The 18,915-nt window shown below is 63.1% G+C and carries 14 protein-coding genes; 11 read left to right on the top strand and 3 right to left on the bottom strand.

The window, feature by feature from the left end:
- Positions 1-5 precede the first annotated feature (5 nt).
- Positions 6-1,064, bottom strand: coding sequence for a DUF1176 domain-containing protein (locus IAE34_RS06795; protein ID WP_233630983.1), 1,059 nt, complete (start codon positions 1,062-1,064; stop codon positions 6-8).
- A gap of 241 nt (positions 1,065-1,305) precedes the next feature.
- On the opposite strand from IAE34_RS06795, the gene arfB reads away from it, so the two are divergent.
- The gene (gene arfB, locus IAE34_RS06800) at positions 1,306-1,719 is read left to right on the top strand and encodes an alternative ribosome rescue aminoacyl-tRNA hydrolase ArfB (protein ID WP_200138104.1); all 414 of its coding nucleotides are present in this window, start codon (positions 1,306-1,308) and stop codon (positions 1,717-1,719) included.
- Here arfB and IAE34_RS06805 read toward each other — a convergent pair.
- Together IAE34_RS06805 and IAE34_RS06810 are read right to left on the bottom strand one after the other, a co-directional pair.
- Complete coding sequence (locus IAE34_RS06805; protein ID WP_200138105.1) at positions 1,716-2,963, bottom strand: DUF4303 domain-containing protein; 1,248 nt, start codon at positions 2,961-2,963, stop codon at positions 1,716-1,718. The genes arfB and IAE34_RS06805 overlap by 4 nt on opposite strands.
- Before the next feature lie 114 nt (positions 2,964-3,077).
- On the bottom strand, positions 3,078-3,659 hold the full coding sequence (locus tag IAE34_RS06810; protein WP_200138106.1) for a helix-turn-helix domain-containing protein: 582 nt from the start codon (positions 3,657-3,659) through the stop codon (positions 3,078-3,080).
- Between the two features lie 156 nt (positions 3,660-3,815).
- Here IAE34_RS06810 and IAE34_RS06815 point away from each other — a divergent pair, with 156 nt between their 5' ends.
- From IAE34_RS06815 to IAE34_RS06860, 10 genes are all read left to right on the top strand, one after another.
- Positions 3,816-4,730 (top strand): DMT family transporter, encoded by a 915-nt coding sequence (locus IAE34_RS06815; protein WP_200138107.1) that lies wholly within the window; start codon positions 3,816-3,818, stop codon positions 4,728-4,730.
- A 151-nt stretch (positions 4,731-4,881) separates the two neighbouring features.
- Positions 4,882-5,226 (top strand): hypothetical protein, encoded by a 345-nt coding sequence (locus IAE34_RS06820; RefSeq protein WP_325100973.1) that lies wholly within the window; start codon positions 4,882-4,884, stop codon positions 5,224-5,226.
- Between the two features lie 234 nt (positions 5,227-5,460).
- Positions 5,461-5,973, top strand: a complete 513-nt coding sequence (locus IAE34_RS06825) for a sigma-70 family RNA polymerase sigma factor (RefSeq protein WP_200138108.1) — start codon at positions 5,461-5,463, stop codon at positions 5,971-5,973.
- Positions 5,970-6,947 carry a FecR domain-containing protein gene (locus IAE34_RS06830; RefSeq protein WP_200138109.1) on the top strand — a complete coding sequence of 326 codons (978 nt, stop codon included), beginning with the start codon at positions 5,970-5,972 and terminating at the stop codon, positions 6,945-6,947. Before IAE34_RS06825 ends, IAE34_RS06830 begins: the two co-directional genes overlap by 4 nt.
- Before the next feature lie 179 nt (positions 6,948-7,126).
- Complete coding sequence (locus IAE34_RS06835) at positions 7,127-10,096, top strand: TonB-dependent receptor (RefSeq protein ID WP_200138110.1); 2,970 nt, start codon at positions 7,127-7,129, stop codon at positions 10,094-10,096.
- A gap of 157 nt (positions 10,097-10,253) precedes the next feature.
- On the top strand, positions 10,254-13,145 hold the full coding sequence (locus IAE34_RS06840) for a TonB-dependent receptor (RefSeq protein WP_233630984.1): 2,892 nt from the start codon (positions 10,254-10,256) through the stop codon (positions 13,143-13,145).
- Positions 13,146-13,219: 74 nt separating this feature from the next.
- The gene (locus IAE34_RS06845; protein WP_200138111.1) at positions 13,220-15,073 is read left to right on the top strand and encodes an extracellular solute-binding protein; all 1,854 of its coding nucleotides are present in this window, start codon (positions 13,220-13,222) and stop codon (positions 15,071-15,073) included.
- Complete coding sequence (locus tag IAE34_RS06850) at positions 15,060-16,124, top strand: microcin C ABC transporter permease YejB (RefSeq protein ID WP_200138112.1); 1,065 nt, start codon at positions 15,060-15,062, stop codon at positions 16,122-16,124. Before IAE34_RS06845 ends, IAE34_RS06850 begins: the two co-directional genes overlap by 14 nt.
- Complete coding sequence (locus tag IAE34_RS06855; protein WP_200138113.1) at positions 16,124-17,146, top strand: ABC transporter permease; 1,023 nt, start codon at positions 16,124-16,126, stop codon at positions 17,144-17,146. The genes IAE34_RS06850 and IAE34_RS06855 overlap by 1 nt, the downstream gene beginning before the upstream one ends.
- A 37-nt stretch (positions 17,147-17,183) precedes the next feature.
- Complete coding sequence (locus IAE34_RS06860) at positions 17,184-18,776, top strand: ABC transporter ATP-binding protein (protein WP_200138114.1); 1,593 nt, start codon at positions 17,184-17,186, stop codon at positions 18,774-18,776.
- Positions 18,777-18,915: the final 139 nt, after the last annotated feature.

Consider the following 18,915-nt stretch of genomic DNA (forward strand, 5'->3'; position numbering starts at 1 on the left):
ACCGATCAGGGCTGCACTGCGGTCTCCCACAGCACCGGCCAGTCGGCGGCGCTCAAACCCATGCAGGCGGTCATCTGCGCCGCGTGGCTGAGCACGAAACGCTCACCGTCGTAGCGCCAGCGCGCGGCGGCGCCGCAGCCGCCCATGCCGTTGGCCAATGCCAGGCTTTTCAACTCGCCCGTGGTGGCATCGAATTCCACGCTGCCATCGGGCGTGAGGTCGGATAAGCGAGTGAACGTCTGGAACGGGGCGGGATGTGGGCGTTCCGGGTGCGCCAGGGGCACCAGGTACAAGCGATAGCTGCAGTTGTAGGCGCTGCACCCAGTGCGCACGATCAACAGCGCCTGCTCGCCGGTCAGTGCGTGGACTTCGCCAGTGGGCTCGTCGCCTTCGATGACGTCCTGTTGCCAGTCGGAGCGACTGGCGGCCATGGCGGCGTCCAGCACCTGTTGCCTTTGCATCTCGCCCAGAGGCGGCGGCGTGCGCCAGGCGGGCAGGGTGGGCGCGGGAGGGGCCGGCGGGACATCGCTGGCCGGGGCGTTTGCGGGTCTTGCGAGTGCGGTGACGGTGCCAACCCGGCCTTGGACGTCATCCATCAGCAACAGCGCACCGGCCATGCCGATCAGCGAGGCGCTGGAGGGACCGTCCGAGGTGCTGAACGCCAGCTGGTTGGCGTCGCGCAGCGCGCGGATGAACGTCAGTGCATCCGCATTCGTCGCACTGCGCAGTTCGGGCACTTCGGAAACGTCGAACTCGGCGCGTTTGCGTTCGACCAAGGGCATGCGCAGCGGGTTGCCGTCGATCAGCGGATCGCCATGCAGGTCGTTGTAGCTGAAGACACTGATGCGCAGGTCGCCGTCGGGCCCGGCCTTGCGCACGATACGCAATGGGAAATACAACTCACCGAGTTCGGCACTGGCAGGCCGGGTGGATACGGCGGTACAGGTGCGTACATTATCGCAGGTGACGTTCCAGTCCTTGATGTCGCGGGACAGTGGCGGGGTATCATCGGCGTAGACGGCGGGAAGGGTCAGGCAGGTCAGCAGGGCGAGGAGATAGCGCATGGTCGGACGAATGAGTGCAGGAGGATGCATCGATTAACGCATGGAGTCGGGGAGCAGGCAGCCGGGTCGAGCGAGTCGCACAACAATGAGCGGGCCGCTCACAGTCAAAAGAGGGCTGGGCGTCGACCGGGGGGCCAGCTTGCAGCTTCGCCATGCGCTCTGCTGTGCCGGCGATTGGAAAGTCTGCTATTGGAGATCTCCCAGTGGCTGCGATAATGCCGGCAGCCATGAGGACACTGCGATGCTGACCATCTCCGACACCGTGCATCTACCCGATGCCGACATCGAACTCACCTACATTCGGGCGCAGGGCGCCGGCGGACAGAACGTCAACAAGGTGTCCAGCGCCGTGCACCTGCGCTTCGACATCCGTGCATGCTCCTTGCCCGAGTTCTACAAGCAGCGCTTGCTGGCGTTGCGTGACAGTCGCATCACCGCCGATGGCGTGCTGGTCATCAAGGCCCAGCGATACCGGACCCAGGAACAGAACCGCACGGATGCGCTCATGCGTCTGGCCGAGCTGATCGTGTCGGTGGGCAAGACCGAGAAGAAACGTCGCCCCACCAAGCCGACCCTAGGGTCCAAGACCCGCCGCCTGGACGGCAAGACCAGGCGTGGCACGGTCAAGGCCGGCCGGGGAAGGGTGGATTTCTAGCGCCGCTGCAATGCCTTCAGGCCAAGGTCCGCGGCCAGTCGAACCTGTTCATCGGCATCCTGCGAGGCCAGGCGCAGTGCGTCGATGGCTCGCTGGGCGTCATCGGGCAAGAGCCCGCGGTTGTTCAGCGCAGCGGCAGCGTGACGGCGAATGATGGCGTGAGTCGAAGCCAGGCCGCGCAGGGCCTCGGTGACATCGGCCTGGGTGGTGTCGATCTGGCTGTAGACGCTGCCCAGCACCTCTTCGGTCGCGGCCTGAAGCTGCGGCCGTCGCTCGAGCAGGCGCTCGACGGGTCGGTAGTCCAGCACCGGTGGCTGCTTGCCTCGCCAGCGAAAGCCATCGAAGTTCGCGCAAGTCCCCTTGACTGCCATGGCGGGCGCTTGCTGCCCGAGCCAGTCATGGTCGCCAAGGTAACCCAAGGCAGTGCTGCACCACCGGCGAGTCGACTGCTCACCGGCCTCGATGGCCTGACGGCGCAGGGCCTGGATCACGCGCACGTCAGCCAGGCCGGCCAGTCCGAGGATGCGCGCAATGGTAGCCGGGTTGCCAGAATCTTCGAGGCGTTCGAGGAGGACCTCCTGCGCCGCGAGTCCATTGGCAATCAGCCAACGCTCCGCCTCTTCTCCGGTGATCCCGTCGAAGCACGACAAACGACCGACGTAGTACGCGACCTGTTCGGCGAGTGGGAGGCGCGCGATCTCGCGCACGGTGTTTTCGATGGCCCGCTCGACCGGAAAATTATCTTCGAACTGCCGACGGGTCATGCTGCGCTTGGCCAAGGCGATGGCGCCAGCGAAGTCGTGAAAAAACACCACGAAACCAGGTGTCACACTGGGGTGACCAGCGAAGTGCCGGCCCAGCGTGCGGGCGGCCCGGCTGACGGTAACAAGCAACCTTCGCTCCGCCGCTCGCCACTGGCGAGGGCCCAGCCGGTTGGCATGGGCTTGCAGTTCATCCTCGAGCCGGAGGAAGGGCGCCTGCGCGCAGATCTCCCAGTCCCAGCGCCAGTCAGCCGGATTCCACTTCACCGAATCGAAGCTTTCATCGGTGGGGTCGGGGGAGTCTTCGCTGAGTGCCTCCAGGCTGTTCGCGGCGAAGCTGGGGAGAGACAGATGCGCCTCTTCTTCCCGGTAGCTGGCATGAAACGCTGCGGCGTACACAGGGCTGCCGCTCTCGTCGAGCAGCCTTTGCAGTGCCTGGCTGGCGGCATCGAACAACGCCTGTTCCAAGGCTTTCCAATTCATCGTTCAGGTCCTTGCTGACCGGCGGTTCAGGCCGATCTCGAAAGTGGTCAACGCGAGGATAGCGGTTTTCCCGCCATCGGGAAGATGCAGGGCTGCGCGGCCAGCTCGGCGACCCTAGGGATGTTCGATCACCATGACCGCCGTGGTATTGGCCTCTAACGCTTCGAACACGTGCGGCAGGTGGGCCGAGTAGCTGATGTAGTCGCCGGCCTGCAGCAGGATGGGGTCGCTGGCGGGGCCGACATTGGCGCTGCCCGTGCACAGCACCACATGTTCCACCGTGCCTGGCAGATGCGGCTGCGAGAGCCGTGCCTCTCCGGGCTGAACCTTCAGGCGATAGATATCGCGCTGCACGCCAGCCGGGCAGTCGGCGAGCAGGGTGGCGGCATAGTTGGACGCCTCGGCATAGGCGGTCATGCCCTCGTTCGCCCGAATGACCCGCAGGTGCTGCTGGGGTTGTTCGAAAAAGCGGGTGACCTGCAGCCCCATGGCCATGGCCAGTGACCACAGGGTTTCGATGCTGGGGTTGCCAATGCCGGATTCGAGCTGGGAAAGCGTGGACTTCGCCACGCCGGCCCGTTTGGCCAACTCGGTGACCGACAGGCCTGCAAGCTGACGCTCGCGCTTGATGGCCAGGGCCAGAAGATCGATGCGACTCACCGGGGCTGCAGTTGAGCTGTTCGTTATAGGGTTCATTCGTTCCTTAAATCATCCCCAAAAAGGTTGATGATCAAATCTAGTCTGTTCAGTATGCTGATCGTTCGTTCATTATATAAACATTTCTACCCGCCCTGGGGCCGGTTCGAAAATGACGCAGGCCGCGTCATTGCATGAAGCAAGGAAGCTGTACTGATGAAGCCAGAAGCCCGTGGGACTCTAGAAATGATAACGGCCATGATGATCTCCGGCACGGTAGGCTGGTTCGTCGTCATGTCCGGACAGGCGCCGCGCAGCGTCGTGTTCTGGCGCTGCCTGTTCGGGGCCCTGGCAATGTTGGTGGCCTGCCTGGCCCTGGGTATCTTCAAGCGTTCGCGACTGGACGTGCGCCAGTTCATGCTGGTCTGCGTCGGCGGCGTGGCGCTGATGCTCAACTGGGTGCTGTTGTTCAGCGCCTATAACCATGCCTCGATTGCCATCGCCACGGTTGTCTACCACGTCCAGCCGTTCATGCTGGTGGGGTTGGGGGTGGTCTTTTTCGCCGAACGGCTGAGCGCGACCAAGGTGGGCTGGCTGCTGACGGCCTTTGCCGGCCTGGTGCTGATCGTTCTCGCCCGACATGGCGGGCAGGCAACAGGTTCGGATTACCTGCTCGGTATCGGTCTGGCGCTCGCCTCGGCCTTCTTCTACGCCGTGGCCGCGGCCATCACCAAGCGCCTGAAGGCAGTGCCCGCTCACCTGATCGTGCTGATCCAGATGGTGGTCGGCGTGCTGCTGCTCACGCCCTTCGTGGACGTGGCCACCGCTGATATGGCCGTCGACACCTGGAGCTACCTGGTGATCATCGGGGTGGTCCATACCGGCATCATGTCCACCTTGCTCTACAGCGCCATTCAGAAGATCCCCACGGCACTGGTCGGCGCTCTTTCCTACATCTATCCGATCGTCGCCATTCTCGTCGACTGGATCGCCTTCGGCCACCCCCTGGGGCTCCTGCAACTGACCGGCGCGGCGGCGATCCTGCTGGCCGCGGCAGGCATGAACTTCGGCTGGACGCTACGGCGCACTGGCACCGGGCTGGGCAGTCCATCATCTAAGCACGGGGGTTGATCGTGGCTGTGATCCTGTGTGGTCTGGGGGCTGACTGCCGCCGCAGGCCGTAGACAATCAGCAGATTTCGAGCGGGCTGGATACGACTCCCGAGTGGATCGAATCGCGGACCGGCATTCGTGAGCGACGCAGGGTCAGTGCCGGCATCGGCGTGCGAGAGCTGGCTATCAAAGCAGGTGCGCGTGCCATCGCCTCTTCCGGAGGCCGGCGCATCGATGCGCTGGTGGTCGCGACCACTTCGCCGGAACGGATCTGCCGGGCCGTAGCGCCGGAAGTTGCCACTGCGCTGGAGCTCGGTGACATCGCCGCCTGCAACATGACCACCGCCTGCTGCGGCTTCGTCTACGGGCTGGCGACAGCCACCGGCCTGATCGCTGCCGGTATCGCCGAAACGGTGCTGCTTATCGGCGCCGAGGCGTTCGAGCTGGACGCCTGGCGGGTCGCTGGGAGCGTCAGTGCCCTGGGGTGTCCGCGGATTCATTGCGGCCCGTTTTAAGGGCAGACGGGGCGAGGGGAAGGCGGTCGCTTCAGCATCCAACGTTCAGCCCGAAGAAGCGCACGTTGCATCATCGATGCCATTGACGATCCATGGAACGGGTTCATATTCCATTCGGACTGTAATTTGTATTTTTTTATTCTTTCCTAGACTTGAGGAGACTAAGGCACAGTCGCCACCAACGGAGGGTTCTTTCACTAGGGAGCTCAAGATGGACTTGGCGCGAGGCATGGGGTGAGCGTGAGTCAGAACCTGCAGTTCGGTCTGATCGGTCAAATCTTCAAAAGCGATTACGCCTGGCTCTGCACGCGCGTGAGCCAAGCATTGGGGTGCCCCCACAGTGCGCAAGACATCGCGTCGGAGACGTTTCTGCGAGTGTTGGCACTTCCGGATCCCTCGGCGATTCGCGAGCCTCGGGCGCTGTTGACCACGATTGCCAAACGCCTGGTGTACGAGGGCTGGCGGCGTCAGGACCTGGAACGCGCCTATCTGGAGACCCTCGCACAGGCGCCCCTGGCGGCACATCCGTCGCCCGAGGAGCGGCTGCTCGTGATCGAAACGCTGATACAGGTCGATCGCCTGCTCGATGGCCTGTCTACCAAAGCCAAGGCTGCATTTCTGTATCACCAGATCGATGGCCTGACCTATGCGCAGATCGCCGCGCACCTGGAGGTCTCGGTCAGCCGTGTCCAGCAATACATGGTCGATGGGTTCAAGCGCTGTTATCTGGCGATCGCCCAGCCATGAGCGGCGCAGTGTCCGATGAGGCCATCATCGACGAGGCCGCGCAGTGGATGGCGGTGTTGCATTCCGGGCACGCGAGTGCGCAGGAGCATCAGGCATTTCGCCAGTGGCGCAGTACCGACCCACGCCGGGCAGCCATCTTCGAAGCCATGGGGGCCAGTGCCGGGACCCTGGGCAGCGACGCATTGCGCGACATGCCCAGAGAGAGCTTGCTGCACACTATCAACGCACCGTCGGGGCGCAGGCGTTTCGTGCGAAATGTCCTGTCATTGGTCGGTGTGGTCTCGACGGCAGGACTCATTGGCCAACTGACTCAGCGGTGGCCGATGTCCGGGGTGATCAGCACCGGTACGGGCGAGCGGCTGAGCCTGAGCCTGGACGATGGCAGCGCGCTGATGCTCGATGCGCGCACCCGGGTACTCGATCGTTTCGATGGAGCGCAACGCCTGCTGCAATTGCTGGACGGTCGGCTCTGGATCGATGTGGCGCGTGACGCGTCGAGGCCGTTCATCGTCCAGACCTCCCAGGGCCGGATGCGCGCATTGGGCACGCGTTTTCTGGTGGAGCAGGGCGCGGAGCAGACGCGAGTCTCGATGCTTCACTCGCAGGTCCGCATCACCACGGGCAGCGGTTCGACACGCGTGATTCAGGCCGGCGAGCGAGCGATCTTCGATGCCGAGCGCGTACTCGCCGTGCAACCCTGCACAGACGGCGATTCAGCCTGGATGCAAGGCATGCTGGAGGCGAGAAACCAGCGACTGGAACAGGTCATCGATACCCTGCGCAGCTATCGCCGCGGAATCATTCGAGTCAGTCCGCAGGCCGCCCAGTTGCGACTCAGCGGGCGCTATCCGCTGGATGACACCGATCGCGCGTTGCAACTGCTGGCCAGCTCGTTACCGCTGCGCGTCGACTATCACAGTCCCTACTGGGTCAGCATCGATCTGCGCGAAACCGGCGCGAGGATGAAAGAATAAATGCCCAGGGCTCTATACATCATCAAAGCGAGTTGACAGAGTGATGGTGCCTGGAAAGCCGGAGGCGGCCGCTATCGCACGGCATAAGCAAATACCCCAATGGTTTAAGCACGGCCTATAAAAACACCCGATCAGTTGCTCATTCCCATCAACTGAAACCGTTGGTGGGAGGCCAATGCATGCAACTGACTCACTCGAAACGTCCCGTATTCGGCACGCTGGCGCTGGCCACTGCCATCCTCGCCTTCGGACCCGCAGGCGTGCGCCAGGCCGAGGCGCAGCCGTCCGTGGAGGCGCCAGGCGCGGGGGCGCGCGCATTCGACTTTGCGATAGAGCGCGCAGCGCTGGATGACGTGCTGCTGAGCATTTCCCGCACCAGCGGTACCATCATTTCGTTCCAGCAGGATCTTGTGCAAGGCTTGACCAGTGGTCCGATCCAGGGTGCCCTGACCACCCCCGAGGCGTTGCACTCGGCGCTGCGAGGCTCGGGGCTTGAGGCGTTGCCCAGCGGTGATGGCGGGTGGACTCTGCAGCGTGCGCCCGTACCCGCGGCAGCGGTGGCACCTGCCGTCCAGTCCGTCGGCAATCCTGCCACCCGCGCCGGCGTGCCAGGCGATGTCGCATTGGAGAAAGTCACTGTCACTGGCTCGCGCATTCCGCGCGCTCAAGTGGAAGGGCCTTCGCCTGTGAACGTGATCACCAGCGAGGAGATCGCCGCGCGCGGCTACCGCAATGTGTACGATGCACTGGCTTCCCAAACTCAGAACACCGGCATGACCCAGGGGGAAGACTATGGCAATACCTTCCAGCCTGCGGCCAGTGCTTTGAACCTGCGGGGCCTGGGTCCGAACCACACGTTGGTGCTGGTCAACGGTCGCCGGATCGCCGATTACCCCACAGCCTACGGCGGCACCGTCAACTTCACGAACCTGGCCAACATCCCGTCGATGATGATCGAGCGCATCGAGATTCTCAGCAGCGGTGCGTCGGCCGTCTATGGCTCGGATGCGATCGCGGGGGTGGTCAACATCATTCTCAAGGACAAGACCCAGGGCGTGGATGTCAATGTGCGAGGCGGCTACACGCAGCGTGGGGGCGGTGACAACCAGCGCGTGCAGATCACCGGCGGGGATACCTGGGGCGACTTCGACGGGATCTTCGGGCTTGAATTGAGCCAGCGCCAGCCGATCTGGGCCAACCAGCGCAGCTTCATGCAGGACGGCCCAGTGACCAACGTGGGCTATCGACGGAACCTGGACACTGGCAACTACCTGGGCCCTGACTGCAGCTCCTATGGTGGCGTCTACGGTGGCAAGCTCGAAAATGCCAACGGCCGATGCACCACGCACCAGTACTACAACGACTACTGGACGGTACAGGCGCAAAAAGAGAACTACGACGGTTACACCCGCGGCACCTGGCATTTCAGCGACACCGGCAAAGCGTTCGCCGACCTGATGTTCGGATTCGATCACACGCAGAACAACACCCGTGGGCCCAGCTTTACCTCCCCGGACTTCATCAATCAGGACACCGGTGACCTGGAGCGCTGGTATCGCAGCTTCGCCAGTGAAGAAATAGGCGGCAAGACCAGCAACAACAGCAAGTGGCGAGAAGTGTCCTGGACCGGTACGCTCGGGATCGAAGACACCTTCGCCAACAGCGACTGGGGCTATCAGCTGGCGGCCAACCGCTCGGAGTACACCAGCACCCGTGATACTCGGTACACGCCGCTGAGCAGTATCAGGGATTATTTTCTAGGGCCACAACTGGGCACCCAGGGCGGTTACCCGGTGTTCGCACCCGACCCGTCGCGGCTCGACACGCCGCTCACGCCGGAGCAGTGGCGCCAATTTCGCGGTAGCCTCACGCAACGCAGCAAGTCGGTTTCGCAAACCTTCAGCGCCGGCATCAACGGCGATCTGTTCGATCTCCCGGCCGGGCCGGTCGGTTTCGCCGGCATTGCCGAGGTGGGCAGGCAGTCGTATCACATCGATGTCGACGACCACCTCAATGACGGCACCTTCTACAACACCACCCCGGGCTCCAACTCAGGTGGCTCCCGCGACCGTTATGCCGTGGGAGGTGAACTCAGCATCCCGCTGACCGACACGCTGCTCGCTTCTGCGGCAGGGCGTTGGGACCAATACAAGTTCAGTGGGCGCACCGAGCAGCAGAACACCTACAACCTGGGTCTGGAATGGCGCCCGGTCAACAGTCTGCTGATTCGCGGCAGTTACGGCACGAGTTTCAGGGCACCTGACCTGAATTACCTGTACCAGGCGGACACCAACGGCTACTACCCGGATCAGATCGACTACTACGGTTGCAGCAAGGGCGTGGAAGGGGCATGCGATCGTGGCCGGGTGGACTACACCCAGAGTGGCACCCCCGACCTGCAATCGGAGCGGGGCAAGTCGTGGACCTATGGCTTCGTCTGGTCACCGTCCAACCAGTTCGATTTCTCCGCAGATTTCTGGCGGGTGGAAATCACCGACCTGCTGACCACCGTCGACGCCAACCGATTGCTGCAGCAGGAGAACCAGTGCCGCAATGGACAGCTCGACGCGGCCACTTGCGAGGACGTGCTCGCGCGCGTGCAACGCAACACCAGTGATGCTGCCGTAGACCCGAACAGGTTGCAGCGTGTACAGGTCAATGCGATCAACGCCGCCAGTGAGCGGGTCAGTGGCCTGGACCTCAAGAGCAACATCCGCTGGGGAGCCGGCCAGTATGGGGCATTCAGTTCGCAGCTTGGGTACAGCGCCGTGCTGTCGCACTATTACAAGGAATCCGAAGGCGCCGACACGCAGAACCTGCGCAGCAGCAACAGCAATTACGACTGGCGCAGCAAGGTCAACGCCAGCATCACCTGGGACTACGACCGTCTGAGCGCGACGCTGGCCGGGATCCGCTATGGCAGCGTCACCAATGCCGCAGGCGATGGTCGCCTGTCGCCGTGGACCACGTTCAATGCCAGCGCGCGCTACCAGGTCAGCAAGAAGGCCAGCGTGGGCGTGACGGTCAACAACCTGCTCAATCGCATCAAGAAAGACGACTCGGCGGGTTGGCCGTATTACCCAACTGGCAACTATGACCCCTACGGTCGGCAAGTCTGGCTGGACGTCAGCTATCACTTCGGAAGCTGAGGGGCCGGGCTGTCGGCTCGTCCATCGGACGGGCCTTCGACCTGGTGCAACAGCATAAGCTCATGCCCAATCCATATAACGACGCTCTATAAAATAGCGGCTCTCGCTGCACAAACCTGCATAACCCGAACAGAGCAGGACAGGGAGCCCGCAGCCGATGAGATCCACCCGAACCTTTTCAACGCCGTTCGCGCTGACATTCGCTGCCAGCGTCATCGGCAACGTCAACGCCGCCACTTTCGACATCCCGCCCGGTCCTCTGGATCAGACGCTGCTGAGCATTTCCCGGCAAAGCAGCAAGGCCATCTCATTCGATCAGTCCCTGGTACGCGGTTACCAGGCCCCGGCCATCAAGGGAGAACTCACCCCCGCACAGGCGCTCGAGATTGCGCTCCAGGGCACGGGGGTGCAGGAGACCGACCAAGGCGAAGGTATCGTTCTGAGCGCGGCGCCTGCCACCCGCGCAGTCCAGCCGGCCGTGCCGTCTTCGTCAGCCGCACCGCAACTGGCGCGAATAGAGGTGACCGGGAGCGCCATTCGCCGCGTGGATGCGGAGACCGCCGTGCCGGTCACCATTCTGCGTACCGAGGACCTGCGCAAACAGGGCGTGACGACGACCGAGCAACTCATGAACCGGATCGCCGCCAACCAGTCTTCGGTCGGCGCGGGCCGCTCGGTGGGCAGCAGCAGCGGCGGGGCATCGTTCGCCGATCTGCGCGGCATTGGTGCCAACAAGACGCTGGTACTGCTGAACGGGCGACGGCTGAGCAACAACGCCACCAGTTCGAGTGCCGGATCAGGCGTCGACCTGAACACCATTCCCTTCGCGGCGATCGAGCGGGTCGAGGTACTGCGCGATGGCGCCTCGGCGCTGTATGGCACCGACGCCATTGGGGGGGTGATCAATTTCATCACCAAAAAGAGCGTGACACAGGGCCAGTTGACCGCCGGGGGCAGTTCGCCGACCCACGCCGGCGGCGGCGATACCCGCAATTTCAGTGGCAGTTGGGGATTCGGCGATCTGGACGACGACCGCTTCAACGTCTTTGGCGTGTACAGCCATGACAAACAACAAAGCCTCGAAGCCAAGGACCGGGACTACACCTACAACTACCAGCCGGGCAGGGGGCTGGATTATTCGTCCGGTACCGCATCGCCGGCCAACTGGAGTCAGGGCGCCAATGCGACCAACCCGCTGGCGGCATCAGGCTGCAACGGTCCTGGTCTGATCGCCCGCAACGGGATCTGTCGTCAGTCGGTATGGAGCTATCTGGACCTGGTGCCGGAAACCGAGAAGGACGCCTTCTTCGGCAAGGCGACGGGCAAACTCTCGGATGACCATAGCGTGAGCCTGGAGTACTTCTGGGCGCGCAACAGGAACTGGACGCAAATCGGCCCAGGTTTGCTCACCGGCCTGCAGGTCAACCCAGGGACCACCTTCTACCCCGGCAACGGTATCACCCCGGGGCCCACGAACTTCACGCTCGATCCGTCGCAACCTGTGGATGTGAACTGGCGCGAAAGCGAAATCGGTGCACGTCGGCATCGCGATGACAACGTCAATCAGCGCTTGCTGTTGACCTTCGATGGCAACGTCGGCGGATGGGACTACAACCTGGGTGCCGCCTACAACCAGAGCAAGGTCACCAATACCATCCTCGGCGGCTATGTGGACGATCGCGCGGTGGCGCAGGGCATCGCCAACGGCGTGGTCAACCCCTTCGGCCCGCAGAGTGCGGCGGGTCAGGCATTGCTGGCAGCGAACAACATCGATGGCGACTACGGCGTCGCCGTCGGCCGCGTGAAGAGCCTCGATGGGCGCGTCAGCCGGGATGTCGGCGACTGGTTCGGGGCAGGACCGGCCGCCCTGGCGTTGGGGGGCGAATACCGCAAGGAAGAATTTCACCAGGATTTCTCGGCGTTCGACGCCAACATCCAGAGCCTGGGCGTGGACCCCAACGCGGCCGTTTCCGGTGACCGGTCGGTGCAGGCCCAGTACGCGGAGCTGAACGTGCCGGTGCTCGATAGCCTGGAACTGTCGGCCGCTGTGCGCCATGACAAGTACAGCGACTTTGGCAGCACCACCAACCCCAAGTACTCGTTCCGCTTTCAGCCTTTCAAACAGGTGGTGGTTCGCGGTGCCTACAGCGAAGGGTTCCGCGCACCGTCGCTGTACGAGCTGTACAACCCGATATCCACGGGCTACACCGTGGCCAACTACAACGACCCTCGCCTGTGCTCGGGGGGATCGCCTTCCAACGGCGGCCTGGCCAATCGTGACTGCGCACAGCAGTTCTTCAACCGGACCGGTGGCAATTCCGATCTGAAACCGGAAACCGCACGTAACGTCACCCTCGGCGTTGTCTATCAACCTGTCGACACACTGTCGCTGGGCCTGGATTTCTGGTGGATCAAGATCGCCAACCAGATTTCCGAATTCCCCGAAAACGCCGTGTTCGACCAGCCTGATCTCTACCCCGAGCGTATCGTGCGCAAGCCCGATGGCTCCATCGACCACATCGTCACGGGCCTGGCGAACCTGGGCAAGGTGAAAACCAGCGGCGTGGACGTGAGCTTCGACTACCGCTTCCCGCAAACGCCTTGGGGCCAGTTCGGCGCCAACCTCCAAGGCACTTATGTCACCCGGTACGATTACCAGCAGGACCTCGACGGCCAGTACATCGACAAGCTGGGCGACTATCGCGGCGGCACCTTCGCCTCGGCCGGGGTAGCGACTCGCTGGCGCCACAGCCTCAACGGCACCTGGAGCAAGGGCCCCCTGGGCGCCACGCTGACCAACCGCTTCTCCTCGGGCTACAACGACGACGATCGCTCCACCCACGGCAAGGTGGGGTCGTGGAATGTCTGGGACCTGGCAGGTACCTACACCTGGCGCGACACCGCGCAAGTGACGGTAGGCGTACAGAACCTGTTCGACCGCGAGCCGCCGTTCAGCAACCAGACTTCGACCTTCCAGAGCGGATACGACCCCCGTTACTCGGACCCGTTCGGACGCACCCTGTACACCCGCGTGTCCTACAACTTCTGATGCGCGCGGCGTCAGCGCGTGCAAGCGCGCTGATGTATCCAAAGCGAGTCGCTGCCGCCAAGGAGCTACGTTCCATGCTGTTTCGATGCATCCTGCTGATCGCCTGCCTGCTGGCCCAGGTGACGCCGTCATTCGCTCGACCTGTTCACGCGCTGACCGTTTATGGCGAGCCACCCAAGTACCGCGCGGCCTTCAGCTATTTCGACTACGTCAACCCCGCGGCCCCCAAGGGCGGCAGCTTCCGGCGTTCATCGATGGAAAGCGGCTCGTTCGATCACCTGATTCCCTACGTAGACAAAGGCACTGGCGTTGCCCAGATCCAAGGCTGGTTGTACAGCCCGCTCGCCTACCGTTCCCTGGATGAGCCCTACACCGTGTATGGCCTGGTGGCGCAGACCATGGAACTGGCCCCCGACCGGACCTGGTTGCGCTTCAACCTCGACCCCCGTGCCCGCTTCGACGACGGATCGGCCATTACGGCCGAGGATGTGAAGTACACGTTCGAGCTGCTCAACACGCAGGGGAGCCTGAGCTACCGCCAGCGCTTTGCCGATGTCGATCAGGTGATCGTCGAATCGCCGACCCAGGTGCGCTTCACCTTCAAGAGCGCGGACAACCGCACCTTGCCCCTGGACATCGCTTCGCTGCCTGTGCTGCCGGAACACTGGTGGCGCACGCGCGATTTCGCCAGCGGCGGTGGCTTCGAAGCCCCGCTGGGTAGCGGTCCGTACCGCATCAGCGCGGTCGACAATGGCCGCAGCGTGACGTTCGAGCGGGTCAAGGACTGGTGGGCGCGCGATCTGCCGGTCAGCCGCGGCCTGTACAACTTCGACAGCCTGCGCCTGGAGTTTTTCGCCGACACGGACGTGTCCCGGCAATTGCTTCGCGCGCAGGGCTACGACTTCAATCGCGAGTTCTCCGCCACCAACTACATGACCGGGTATGCGGGCCAGGCGCTGGCCGATGGGCGTCTGCAGCGCGAGCACCTGGCGCCCCAGGCCGTGCAGGGCACTCAAGGCTTCGTCTTCAATCTGCACAAGCCCAAGTTCCAGGACCGTCGCGTGCGTCAGGCGCTGAGCCTGTTGTGGGATTTCGACTGGACCAATCGGCAGATCATGCACGGGATGTACCTGCGTCAACGCAGCTTCTTTTCCCGCAGCGAGCTGGCGGCCACGCAACTGCCGGACGCCGATGAACGCTCGATTCTGCAGCCATTGCGGGGCTTGGTTGCGCCTGAAGTGTTCGATCAGGTGTACCAGCCTCCGGTAACCAGTGGCTCCGGGCATATTCGGCCGCAACAGCTGCAGGCGCTCGAACTGCTCGAAGCGGCAGGCTGGCGGCCCCAAGGCGATCAGTTGGTCAATGCCGAGGGCGAACCGCTGCACTTCACGTTTCTGGTCGATCAGAAAGGTTTCGAGCGGCTGCTGCTGCCCTTCAAGCGCAACCTGGCGCAGATCGGTATCGGTTTCGACATTCGCATGGTCGATTCGGCGCAATACACCAACCGGGTACGTGCCCGGGATTACGACATGATCGTCACCGGTTACCCCGTCAGCCCGTCACCGGGCGCAGAGCTGTTGAACTACTACAGCTCGCAAAGCGCCGACGATCCAGGCTCCAATAACTACATGTCGCTCAAGGACCCAGCGGTCGACATTCTGCTCGACGGGCTGGTGCACGCCAGCGACCGGCCGACGATGGTGCGCTACGCCCATGCCCTGGATCGGGTGTTGCAATGGGGGTACTACTGGATTTCCAATTACTATCCGCCTGGCTCGTCGTCGGTATGGTGGAACCGCTTCGGGCGGCCGAAGATCGCGCCGCTCTTCGATGTGGGCATCGACACCTGGTGGCAAGTCAGCGCCACCCCCCTGACCACCGCGCAGATGCGCGAGCAGCACGAGGCGTCCCGTCATGCTGGCCTATAGTGCGCGACGCCTGCTATTGATCGTGCCGACGCTGCTGTGCATCCTGCTGGTCAATTTCTTCATTGTGCAGGCGGCACCCGGGGGGCCGGTGGAGCAGGCCATTGCGCGTCTTCAGGGCATTGGCAGCCAAGCGTCGGTGGGGGGCGGCCATGTGGAGTCGGTGGGGCAGCCTGGGCGTTCCGACCGGGGTCTGGATCCGGCGCTGATCGCCGAGATCGAGCGCCAGTATGGCTTCGACAAGCCGCTGGGGCAGCGTCTGTGGCTGATGCTGAAGAACTACGCGCAGCTGGACTTCGGTGAAAGCTTCTTTCGCGGCGCCAAGGTCACCGACCTGATCCTTGAAAAAATGCCGGTCACGCTTTCCCTGGGCTTCTGGGCCACTGCGCTGAGCTACCTGATTTCGATTCCGTTGGGCATTCGCAAGGCCGTGCGCCACGGTAGCCGGTTCGATGTGTGGAGCAGTGTGGCGATCATCATAGGTCACGCCATACCGGCATTTCTGTTCGCGCTGTTGCTGATCGTGGTGTTCGGTGGCGGCAGTCTGTTGCACTGGTTTCCGGTGCGAGGTCTGGTGTCGGAGAACTTCGCCCAGATGTCATGGCCGGGGCAGGTCGTCGATTATTTCTGGCACTTGGTACTGCCTGTACTGGCACTGGTGATCGGCAGTTTCGCGACCCTGACCATTCTGACCAAGAACAGCGTTCTCGACGAAATCAGCCGTCAGTACGTGGTCACCGCACGGGCCAAGGGGTTCAGCGAGCGGCAGGTGCTGCGCCGGCACGTGATGCGCAACGCCATGTTGATGGTGGTGGCAGGCTTGCCCCAGGCCCTGATCAACCTGCTGTTCGGTGGCTCGTTGCTCATCGAGGTGATCTTTTCGCTCGACGGCCTCGGGCGCCTGAGCTACGACGCCGCGGTATCGCGTGATTATCCGGTGGTGTTCGGCACGCTGTTCATCTTCACGCTGGTCGGCCTGGTGATCAAGTTGCTCGGCGACCTCTGCTACCAGTGGCTCGATCCCCGTCTGGACTTCTCGGCAAGGAAACACTGATGTTCGTATTGTCCGCTCCCACTCGCCGACGCTGGTTGCATTTTCGACGCAACCGCCGAGGCTGGTGGTCGATGTGCCTGTTCGTCGGGTTGTTCGTCGTGTGTCTGGCGGGCGAGCTGATCGCCAACGACAAGCCGCTGCTGATCGCCTACAAAGGCTCGCTGTTCTTTCCGGTCGTGCAGCGCTACACCGAACAGGATTTCGGCGGCGAGCTGCCATTTCAACCGGATTACCGCGACAGCTACGTGCGTGAGCTGATCGAAGGGCAGGGCGGCTGGATGCTGTTCCCGCCAGTGCCGTTCAGCTACGACACCGTTAATTACGATCTGACCACGCCAGCACCCACGCCACCCTCGGCCCAGAACTGGCTGGGCACCGACGATCAAGCGCGTGACGTGCTGGCCAGGGTGATCTTCGGAACGCGGGTGTCGTTGCTGTTCGCCCTGGCACTGACTGCGATCAGTACCGTGATCGGTGTCCTGGCAGGCGCCCTCCAGGGCTATTTCGCCGGTTGCGTCGACCTCTTCGGGCAGCGACTGCAAGAGGTCTGGGCAGGCTTGCCAGTGCTGTACCTGCTGATCATCCTTTCAGGCTTCGTCGAGCCTGGTTTCTGGTGGTTGCTGGGCATCATGGCACTGTTTTCCTGGCTGGCCCTGGTCGATGTCGTGCGCGCCGAGTTCCTGCGCGGGCGTAACCTGGAGTATGTCAAGGCGGCCAAGGCCCTGGGGGTTGGTAACCTCCAGATCATGCTGCGCCACATCCTGCCCAACGCGATGACCGCAACCCTGAGCTATCTGCCCTTCATTGTGACCGGCGCGATCTCGACGCTCACGGCGCTGGATTTTCTGGGTTTCGGCATGCCTTTGGGCACGGCCTCGCTGGGCGAGCTGATCAGTCAGGGCAAGAACAATCTGCAAGCGCCCTGGCTGGCGCTCACTGCGTTCTTCTCACTGGCGTTGATCCTGTCGCTGCTGGTGTTCATGGGCGAGGCGTGTCGCGACGCCTTCGACCCGAGGGCCTGAGCCCATGCGGTTCAAATATTCAGACGAGGAGTTGGACGTGGATGATGCACTGGTTCGAATCCGTGGCCTGAACGTCGAATTCGACGGCCACGGCGCTGTACGTGGCATCGATCTGGACATCCGTCCGGGCGAATGCCTGGCATTGGTCGGAGAGTCGGGTTCCGGCAAATCGGTGACGGCCCACTCGATTCTTCAACTGCTGCCACGCCATGTCACCCACACCACAGGCAGTATCGTGTTTCAGGGCGAGGAGCTGATCGGCGCTTCGCCCAAACGCCTGCAGCAGATCCGCGGTGATCGCATCGCGATGATCTTTCAAGAACCCATGACGTCCCTCAACCCGCTCTACACCATCGAGCGGCAGTTGGCCGAGACCCTGACGCTGCACAAGGGCATCAGCGGCGCTGCGGCCCGGCGACGGGTATTGGAGCTGTTGGAGCGGGTAGGTATTCAGCACGCCGAACGTCGCCTCACGGCTTACCCGCACCAGTTGTCGGGCGGGCAGAGGCAGCGTGTGATGATCGCCATGGCGCTGGCCTGCGAGCCGCTGCTGCTCATCGCCGATGAACCCACCACGGCCCTGGATGTGACGGTGCAGCGGCGCATCCTGGCGCTGCTCAAGCGCCTTCAGCAGACCACGGGCATGGCGCTGTTGCTGATCAGCCATGACCTGAACGTGGTCCGTACCATCGCTCAACGGGTGGCCGTCATGCGGGCGGGTAGCATCGTCGAGACCGCTGATCGCGAGACCTTGTTCGCTGCGCCTGCGCACCCTTACACACGCCAGCTGCTCGCGGCCGAGCCTGATGGCAGGGCAGTGCCGACCCCAGCGCGCGAGCCGTTGCTGGAAGTGGACGACCTGCGGGTCTGGTTCGCGCAAGGCGGGTGGTTGCGACGCCGAGCGCCCATCAAGGCGGTCGATGGCGTGCAGCTGCGGCTGCAACGCGGGAAAACCTTGGGCATCGTCGGCGAATCGGGCTCCGGAAAGTCGACGCTGGGCCAGGCGATCCTGCGACTGATCGATTCGAACGGCAGTATTCGCTACGCGGGCCAGGCGCTGGATCGTCTCACGGGCAAGGCCTTGCAGCCCTGGCGCAAGAAGCTGCAGATCGTGTTCCAGGACCCCTATGGCAGCCTCAGCCCGCGCATGAGCGTGCAGCAGATCCTCGAGGAGGGGTTGCGCGTGCACACCTCGCTCGACGCCAGGCAACGTGAAGCGCAGGTCGTCGAGGTGCTGCGAGAAGTAGGGCTCGACCCGGATATGCGCCATCGCTTTCCCCACGAGTTTTCCGGTGGACAGCGCCAGCGCGTGGCGATCGCGCGAGCCCTGGTGCTCGAACCTGAGCTGATTCTACTGGACGAGCCGACCTCTGCACTGGACCGGACGGTGCAGAAACAGGTTATCGCCCTGTTGAAATCGTTGCAGGCCAGACACGGATTCACGTACCTGTTCATCAGTCACGACCTGGCCGTGGTCAGGGCGTTGGCCCATGATCTTGTCGTGATCAAGAACGGGGTAGTGGTCGAGGCGGGAGCGACCGAGCAGTTGTTCGAATCGCCCCGGCATCCCTATACCCATGAGCTACTGGTCGCTTCGCTGATCGAGTCAGATAACCTGAATACTCAGTAGGAACCCGTGCGGCGCCGGCTATCAGGAAGCGGTCGACACCCTCTCGAGAGAGAGAACGCGATGTCGAAGAGCGCGTCGGCGGTCATGGTCATGGGAATTTCCTGGTAGGGTGCCATGTACAGTCAGCGGCGTGACAGCA

Source organism: Pseudomonas sp. S30, from assembly GCF_016518545.1.
In the GTDB taxonomy this organism is placed as follows: Bacteria; Pseudomonadota; Gammaproteobacteria; order Pseudomonadales; family Pseudomonadaceae; genus Aquipseudomonas.

What these genes read in the sequence shown, in the direction of transcription:
- IAE34_RS06795 (WP_233630983.1), bottom strand. Translation starts at nt 1,064, where the DNA reads ATGCGCTATCTCCTCGCCCTGCTGACCTGCCTGACCCTTCCCGCCGTC.
- IAE34_RS06805 (WP_200138105.1), bottom strand. Translation starts at nt 2,963, where the DNA reads ATGAATTGGAAAGCCTTGGAACAGGCGTTGTTCGATGCCGCCAGCCAG.
- IAE34_RS06810 (WP_200138106.1), bottom strand. Translation starts at nt 3,659, where the DNA reads ATGAACCCTATAACGAACAGCTCAACTGCAGCCCCGGTGAGTCGCATC.
- IAE34_RS06855 (WP_200138113.1), top strand. Translation starts at nt 16,124, where the DNA reads ATGTTCGTATTGTCCGCTCCCACTCGCCGACGCTGGTTGCATTTTCGA.
- IAE34_RS06845 (WP_200138111.1), top strand. Translation starts at nt 13,220, where the DNA reads ATGCTGTTTCGATGCATCCTGCTGATCGCCTGCCTGCTGGCCCAGGTG.
- IAE34_RS06850 (WP_200138112.1), top strand. Translation starts at nt 15,060, where the DNA reads ATGCTGGCCTATAGTGCGCGACGCCTGCTATTGATCGTGCCGACGCTG.
- IAE34_RS06830 (WP_200138109.1), top strand. Translation starts at nt 5,970, where the DNA reads ATGAGCGGCGCAGTGTCCGATGAGGCCATCATCGACGAGGCCGCGCAG.
- IAE34_RS06835 (WP_200138110.1), top strand. Translation starts at nt 7,127, where the DNA reads ATGCAACTGACTCACTCGAAACGTCCCGTATTCGGCACGCTGGCGCTG.
- arfB (WP_200138104.1), top strand. Translation starts at nt 1,306, where the DNA reads ATGCTGACCATCTCCGACACCGTGCATCTACCCGATGCCGACATCGAA.
- IAE34_RS06840 (WP_233630984.1), top strand. Translation starts at nt 10,254, where the DNA reads ATGAGATCCACCCGAACCTTTTCAACGCCGTTCGCGCTGACATTCGCT.
- IAE34_RS06815 (WP_200138107.1), top strand. Translation starts at nt 3,816, where the DNA reads ATGAAGCCAGAAGCCCGTGGGACTCTAGAAATGATAACGGCCATGATG.